This window comes from Actinospica durhamensis, assembly GCF_018139695.1.
GTDB classification, from domain to species: domain Bacteria; phylum Actinomycetota; class Actinomycetes; order Streptomycetales; family Catenulisporaceae; genus Actinospica; species Actinospica durhamensis.
On record NZ_JAGSOG010000081.1, the window covers coordinates 25,396 to 32,544 of the forward strand.

9 protein-coding genes are annotated in these 7,149 nt (G+C 69.0%); 1 reads left to right on the plus strand and 8 read right to left on the minus strand.

From position 1 onward, the window contains the following. Positions 1 to 163: 163 nt before the first annotated feature. The 6 genes from KDL01_RS17470 to KDL01_RS17495 form a co-directional block, all read right to left on the minus strand. Entirely contained in the window at positions 164 to 1,504 is a 1,341-nt protein-coding gene (locus tag KDL01_RS17470; protein ID WP_212529582.1) for a replication initiator, read from the minus strand. 565 nt (positions 1,505 to 2,069) lie between these two features. Next, the gene (locus tag KDL01_RS17475) at positions 2,070 to 2,267 is read right to left on the minus strand and encodes a hypothetical protein (RefSeq protein ID WP_212529583.1); all 198 of its coding nucleotides are present in this window, start codon (positions 2,265 to 2,267) and stop codon (positions 2,070 to 2,072) included. Further along, a complete protein-coding gene (locus KDL01_RS17480) occupies positions 2,264 to 3,604 on the minus strand; it encodes an FtsK/SpoIIIE domain-containing protein (protein ID WP_212529584.1) in 1,341 nt (446 codons plus the stop codon). The genes KDL01_RS17475 and KDL01_RS17480 overlap by 4 nt, the downstream gene beginning before the upstream one ends. Next, on the minus strand, positions 3,605 to 4,150 hold the full coding sequence (locus KDL01_RS17485) for a hypothetical protein (protein ID WP_212529585.1): 546 nt from the start codon (positions 4,148 to 4,150) through the stop codon (positions 3,605 to 3,607). Beyond that, positions 4,147 to 4,557, minus strand: coding sequence for an SCO3933 family regulatory protein (locus KDL01_RS17490; RefSeq protein WP_212529586.1), 411 nt, complete (start codon positions 4,555 to 4,557; stop codon positions 4,147 to 4,149). The genes KDL01_RS17485 and KDL01_RS17490 overlap by 4 nt, the downstream gene beginning before the upstream one ends. Beyond that, positions 4,554 to 5,426 (minus strand): sensor domain-containing protein, encoded by an 873-nt coding sequence (locus KDL01_RS17495; RefSeq protein WP_212529587.1) that lies wholly within the window; start codon positions 5,424 to 5,426, stop codon positions 4,554 to 4,556. The genes KDL01_RS17490 and KDL01_RS17495 overlap by 4 nt, the downstream gene beginning before the upstream one ends. Positions 5,427 to 5,611: 185 nt before the next feature. Here KDL01_RS17495 and KDL01_RS17500 point away from each other — a divergent pair, with 185 nt between their 5' ends. Continuing rightward, on the plus strand, positions 5,612 to 6,334 hold the full coding sequence (locus KDL01_RS17500) for a GntR family transcriptional regulator (protein ID WP_212529588.1): 723 nt from the start codon (positions 5,612 to 5,614) through the stop codon (positions 6,332 to 6,334). Between the two features lie 306 nt (positions 6,335 to 6,640). Here the strand turns inward: KDL01_RS17500 and KDL01_RS17505 are convergent, their stop codons facing one another. Together KDL01_RS17505 and KDL01_RS47080 are read right to left on the minus strand one after the other, a co-directional pair. Next, entirely contained in the window at positions 6,641 to 6,841 is a 201-nt protein-coding gene (locus KDL01_RS17505; protein WP_212529589.1) for a DUF397 domain-containing protein, read from the minus strand. Continuing rightward, on the minus strand, positions 6,838 to 7,080 hold the full coding sequence (locus KDL01_RS47080) for a Scr1 family TA system antitoxin-like transcriptional regulator (RefSeq protein WP_368861587.1): 243 nt from the start codon (positions 7,078 to 7,080) through the stop codon (positions 6,838 to 6,840). The genes KDL01_RS17505 and KDL01_RS47080 overlap by 4 nt, the downstream gene beginning before the upstream one ends. Positions 7,081 to 7,149: the final 69 nt, after the last annotated feature.

Below are 7,149 nucleotides of genomic sequence, written 5' to 3' on the forward strand. Positions count from 1 at the left end.
CCTGCGGACCCAGCCCCGAAAACCCTGAACGCCGAGGCCCGAGCTTGATCATTTGCGCGCGATAGCGTCCCCGGCGGGGCTCTACTGCGCGCGGTTGGCCCCCAGCGCACCGCCGTCCGCAGCGGCGACAAGCCGTGTCCGCCGATCGGCAGGCGTGCGCGGGTCAGGGCTCATCGTCCGGAATCCAGCTCGGCCGCTGCCCCTTGCGCATCGCCACATCCTCGGCGACCCCGGCCGCGATCTCCGCTAGACGCGGAGAAAGCCCCTTGCTCACGAACCGCCAAGAACTCTCGGTCACGACCTCATCCGGCAGCACCACCCCCGCCGCCGCCCGCCGGAACTCCTGGCGCTCTCCGCGCAGCGCGCCGTAGGTGGTCGAGTAGGCGCGGCTCTTGGTCACCACGTTGCCCCGGAACCCGAGTTGGTGCGCCCACTGACGAAGCCGCAGGGTGCCGAAATCGTCGCGTCCCCCGAGCCGCCACGCGGTGTGCATCAGGGTGCGGGCATGCGCGGTCAGCACCCCGCGCGGCGCCTGATCGATCCACGCTTCCGAACGCAGCGGAGAGGCCAGCACCAGCGCCCGCCCGTCGTCTTTCGTCACGTACTTCGCCAGGTAGGACGCCGCCGCCTGATCGCTGATACCCCCGGCCCCGATCTCCTGCGCGTCCAGTTGCGCCCCGAGCCCGATGCGCACCGGGCCGGTTTCCCCCGGCACGTCCATGAACACGCGCGGCCCGGCCGCTTGCGCCGCCTGCACCAGCAGCGCGCCCGTCACCCACGCCGGGGGTTCATCCGCCCCGCCGTCTGGACCGTCCACCCGCACCACCGCGTGGAAATGCACCACCCCGCGCCGCTGAAACTCCGCCACCCGCGCATACGACACCCGCAATGTCTCGCGTACCGCCTTGTCAGTGACAGGCAGCCCGGCCGCCCGGAACAGCTCACGACCCAGCGCCCTGACATACCGCCACCACAGCCCGCCCGCCGACGCGTTCCACACGACTTGATCGGCATACCGGTAGCACTCGACGCACAGCGGCGCGCCGACCAGCGGATCACCGGGCACATGCAGCGCCAGGCACGACAGCGCCCGGCCGCGCGGACACACCGGCTTATCCCGCCGAGGCCTGCACAACGCGCCCTCACGGTGCACCGGCCCGAAGGACGGTGCGGTCACGGTGACGAACGCGCGCGGGTGCGTACCCACGTCCGCCGGTACGCCCTTGCCGCCGACGATCCCGCTTCTGACGATCTGGAAGCTGTCGCCGTTGTGCAGCAGCGAGCACGGCAGGCAGATCTGTTCGCGCCTGTTGTTGCAGGGCAGCATCAGCACGCCGAACGGGAGATCTGCCGAGCGGAACGCGTGCACCGTCTCACCGGTCCGCGCGTCCCGCGTGATCGTGTGGCCCATGAGCAGCACGGGCGAGACGCAGCCGAGCCGTTCGAGCGCGCGCACCCACTCCCGGAACTCCGGCCCGAACCCCGAGATCTCGAAGCCGCTCACGCCGCCCACCGCCAGGACCAGCCGCACGGCCCTACCGCACGGGTGCCCGCCACGTCGCCGCCCGCCGGCCCAATCGCGGCGCGTCGGCTAAAGCGCAGCTCACGCCGTGGCCGGGGCGCCGCGGTTGCGCCGGCCGCCGTCTCCGACCTCGAACCTTCCACTACCAACCCGCTCACGCATTCCGCCTCCCGTTCAAACGGGCGGGGGCCCGGCCGTGTAGACCGGGCCCCCGCGTTCGTGTGCTGCCTACTTCTCCTGATACCGGTGCCACGTGCACGCATGGCACCTCTTACGGTGCCCCCGGTGCCACACCCGGCCCCGGCCCTGGCACGTCGGGCACTGACGCCGCCGCCGCGCATTCTTCCGACTCATCTCGCCCCCCTCCACCAAGCCCGCTCGTCATCCACCGCGCCGCCCGTCCCGTGGCATGCCCGGCAATCGCGCCAGTGCCGCGTGAGCAGGTTGCGCGTCCTACCGAGACCGCCGCACCGCCCGCACAGGCGCGGCGCATTCCGGTCCTGCTCCGACAGCCGCAGGCCCACCAGCCAGCGCGGATCCCAATCGGTCACCGGCCGCCACCCCCCACCAGCGCCGCGAACGAGGAGACGAGCGAGCTCACCAGGTGCGCGAACATGCTCGTAGCCAGATAGAAGCCAAACAGCGTGAAGATGATCGCCTCCCACCAGCCGAGACGGCGCGAGCTCAAGAACTGCCAGCACAGCAGGAACAGAATCAACAGCACCGGCATCCCGATCACGCTCACTCGCCCCCACCCCCGCCCACAACCTCAGGCCGCGCAATCCCCGCCAACACCGGAGTAAGCGACGCGTGCAACCGCGCCGCCGCAGCCGCTTCCGCCGGATTCGTCAACGTCGCACGCGCCCGCGTCCACGACCCGAGCCCGTCCGCCGTCACCGCCACGCCCCGCTCCGACGCCGTGATCCGCTGAGCCTGACTCACGGCCTCCGGCCACACGTCGCCCAGCACCATCACCGCCGACTCGGGATCGTTGACATGCATGCAGATCCGGCCGCTAAGCCCCGCCCGCAACGCCGTCGCCAACGGACCCAGCTCGGAGCCGAAACGCTGACCGCCCGCGATCACATGCACATCCAGCGCCGCGCCGAGCTGGGCCAGGCGCAACAACGTCGTGACCACGCGATCCCTGAGCGCGATCTCTTCCCGATCCTTCGGATTGGTCAGCAGGAACAGCTCCGCAATCTCGTCAATCAGGATGATGATCGGGACCACCGGGTAAGGAAGCTCCCACACGGCCCGGACCCCTGCCACCCGGCACGTGTTCATCCGGTCCATGACCTCATCCAGCAGCGCGGAGAAGACCTCCGCCGCCTCTTCCCGCGTGGTCGCCAGGCCGGACAGCCTCGGAGCGTAAACGCTCAGCTCTAGTCCACCCTTAAGATCCACTCCGACCAGCGCCACCGCATGCGGCGCCAACCTGGTCACCATCGCGTGAATCAGGGTGCTCTTACCGGAGCGGGTAGCGCCGATGATCAGCCAATGCGGCACCAGCCGCAGATTCATGATCCACGACTTGCCTGCCTCGGTGATCCCGACCAGCAGCGCCAACACCGGCCGGTCACCCGTGTTGTCCGCAGGCACCGGACCGGCCGCCGGATCACGCGTGATCACACCCGCGAGCGGATCCGTCGTCATCGCCGTGATGACCACGATGCCGCGCGAAGGCGAGGTCACCCGGACCTGTTGGACACGCCACGCATGCATGATCGCCTCGGAGGCCTGCGCATACTGCTCCGGAGTCTGGCCCGGCAGCATCCTGATACGCACCGTCAGTCCGTCACGGCGCGGACGCGAGATCCAGATGCGCGGCACCACCGGACGCATGTCCTGGCCACGGACCATCAGGTCACCGACCATCGCCCGCCCACCCGTACGCGACAGGCTCAGATTGCGCTCGATCGCCAGAGGCCGCCAGGTCCACTTGATCCGGGCCCAGGTCACGGGGTACCCCACCAGGTACCAGTGCCCCACGGGGGAGCGGTGCTGAAGCACCACCCCCGCCGCGAGCCACACCGTGACCGCCACCAGGAACCAGGTTCCAGGGTTGGTCAGTGCGTGCACTTACCCCACCCCTCCCGGCTCCGTGAGCGCGACGTACAGCGCCGAAGCCGCATCCCGCAGCGTCGCCGCCCCGGTCAGCGCACCCAGCGTTGCCGCCGCCATCGCCGTCTCCGACTCGGACCCGGCGACCTGAGTCACCGCAGCGTCCGACTGGTCCGCGACCTCGATCAGGTCACGCAGGAGCTGTGCGGCGTCGCCGTCGAGTTCCAGCATCACCCTGCGTCCGGGCACGTCAGCTTGGACGGCCTCCGCTTCGCTACGGCCGGCGACGCTTCCGAGCCCTAGCAGCGTGCTGACGTACGCCACCAGCTCACGGCGCGGAAGACCCGCCGCCATCTCCGCCTCCCCGGACACCTCCAGCGCCGCCGACCACGTTTCCAGCGCATTCACACGCACCAGCTCCGCGATCGAGGCGAGGGAGAGCAGGACCGAGCCGAGCCCGTAGAGGGGGATCTCCGCATCCAGGGTGTAGATCACCCGCCCGAGGCCTTCCGCCATGCCGGTCAGCCCGTTGAGCTTGACCGCCAGGTCATCACTCGCGGTCACGAGCCACCACCGGACCTACCGGGCGCACGGCCCGTGGCCGAGGCCTCAGCCGCCGTCGCGGCGACCGGCGGCGAAGCCGCAGGCACCGAACCCGGGGTGATCGACTTCGCCCGGTAGGTCACACCCGACCGCCCGTCGCGCTCCCACGGCGCGGCCTCCAGATCGGTCATGACCACAGGAGCGCCCTCATGCAGGCCCGCCGGTTCCCCGGGCACCTGCACATCGAGCACGTACGCCCGCCGGTCGCCGACGACCTTGACCAGGATGCCGACCAGGAAGATGGGCTCGCCGCTGATCCGGTCCGTCCGGATCTCGCCCGTGGTCGGGTCCGCACGCACGGCCGGAGCCGACGCGCACAGGAACAGTTCGAGTTTCGTCTGATCGATCGGGATAGCCCGCAGCGTCACCGCGCCCCACCCCCGACCGCGCTCACAAGGCCGGTCGCATCCGGCGAGACCCCTGTGTCAGGGGCCGACGACGCGCCCCCCGCACCCGAGGAGCCGGACGAGCCCGAGGCCTCGCCCTGCGCGAACGCCGCGAACATGGCGTCAGCGACCTTCGACAGGTCCACCGCCGTGGGCAGAACCCCGTTGCCGCCCGAGCGCTCTTCGAGCACCACCACGTTTCCGTCAGCGGCGAGCAGCAGGTCACCCATCACCGTCTTGCCGTTCACGGCGACCTTCTCCCGCAGGTCCGCCGCCGTGTCCGCCGCGCTCACCCCCGCCGCCTCGGCGTGATCCCCGAGCGACATGGTCACGTTCAGGGTCGCGCCGTTCGCGCTCATCGAGAACGACGCGCAGGAGGCGAACTTGGCCGCCAACTCCTTCACGTAGGCCGAGGCCTGGTCCGCCGAGGCGAACACATACGCGCCATACGCGTACACCTGCGTCTGAGCCTGGTTCGCGCCCTCATCGTAGATGTAGGCCACTTCCCCGTACCCCGGCCCACCGGCCGAGGAGAGCAGATCACCGCACGACTCGGTAGACAGCGAGTACTTGGTCACCGCCGCCGTCTGATTCGCCGTCGAGTACTGCGTGTCAGGGACCTGGTAGATATCCGACGGGTAGAGGTTGCTCGGGACCCAGTTCCACAGGTCCGTACCCGAAACGACCGCCGACAGCCGGGCACCCTGCCCCGCCTGGACGACCACCGCCGAGGACGTGGCGCCCGAGATCGGCGAGACCCGGCTACCGCCGCCGCAGGCCGAGAGCACGACCGCCAGCGCGGCGGTGGTGGCGGTAAGACCCGCCAGCGTTGAGATTGACTTGGTACGCACGCATTTCACAAACTCCTGTGAATCGGGGAGCCCCCAGCGGGCTGCCCCGGTTCCTACACACTAAGCGCAGTGTGTAGAAACGCGCAACGCGTTTTACCATCGCCCCAGTTCCGGGACTGGCACACTCGCGCTACCCTAGGCGGAATGGCCGGGTGGGATCGGCCACTGAGCCCGGAAGAGGTGACATGGCCGACAGCGGAGCCCGCCAGGCCAAAACCAGCAGGGCCGTCAATGAGCTGATTGCCGCCCTGAGCGCGACTTACAAGCCCGGCGAACTGCTACCCGGCATCAGGTCCCTGATGGAGCAGTTCAGCGCCGGGCAACACGTGGTACGCACCGCGCTCCAGCAGATGCGCGACGACGGCATGATCATCACAGAGATCGGGGTCGGCTCCCGGCTGTGCAACACCGCGCCCGCCCACCTGCTCACTCGCACCCCTGAGGACCCGTTCGCCCACCTGCGCCCCATCGCTCCCGCCCAGCCGAGCCGGGGCGAGGCGAACGCCGTCGTGGCCGAGCTGTTCGATGTGCGCAAGGGCTCGAACCTGCTCACGCTCAGGCAGGCCGCCGAGTACATCAGCACCCGGGCACGCGCCCACACGGTCCGGATCATCCCGAGCGCAGCCATCTACGATCTTGAAACCAGGCCCGACCCGTACGGCGAACGCGACAAGATCATTGACGCGTTTACCGCGCACTACGGACGACTGGAAACCGCCCAGCGCACCCGCACCATCCCCGCGCCCACCCCCGACATCCGCCAAGAACTCGGGATCAAGCCCGGCACCACCGTGAACGCGGTAGCCATCGGCACGCGCACCATCCGATCCGGACGTCTGCTGATGACCGAGACCGAATACACCGTCGCGGACCCGACCATCGAGTGGGAAACCGTCTGGCGCTACTAGGCACGACCCCACGCGCGGAGTGCTCCCACCCCCGGGACACTCCGCGCACCCCTACCCCCCGCGTGTCCGGTAGGGCCAGCTGGGCAGGCCGAACAGCGGCGCCCCATGGTGGCGTTGACCTGGGCTCGGGGCGCCGCGGTTCGGCCGGCACGCGGCCCCCGATCACCCATCGGACCAGCCCTCACTAGTCCAGAACAGCAGAAAACCCCGGGCCAAGGGCCCGGGGTCGCCGCGCAGGGAAGACTAGCGCTCTTAGATCCACGCGTATCAGCTCACCTCACTCCGATGGCTCACGTTCAGCTCACCTCACTCGGACGGCTCCAGGTCGAACTCACCATTGCGGACACCTGCCGTGAACGCCGTCCACTCACCCGGCGTGAACTCCATCAGAACGACGTCCGGGTCCTTCGAGTGCCGCACCTGCACGCAGCCGTTCGGCAACTCCCGGGCCTCAACGCAGTTCTGAGCGCCGTTCGAGAACGACGACTTACCCCAGTCGCGCTTCATTCTTCCCTCGTCTCTTCGATTCGCTTATCCAGTAGTGCGCGTGTTTCATCTTCCGAGAGCGCCACGGCATCGATCCTCTCGATCTCACGGCGTGCCTCCCGGACATCCACGATGTCGTCATACATCGGCGTGCCCCATGAGGCTTCACCGAAGACGACCGCCTCACCATGCGGCGGCTCAACCTGAATCCACTGATGGGTAATGCTTCGATGCCCGCCCTGGGGTGACCCCGGTGACACGAGATGCCTTCTGACCTGGAAGAATAGAGGTTCTCTAGGCCCTTATCCGTTCAGTTCGAGAAGGCATCC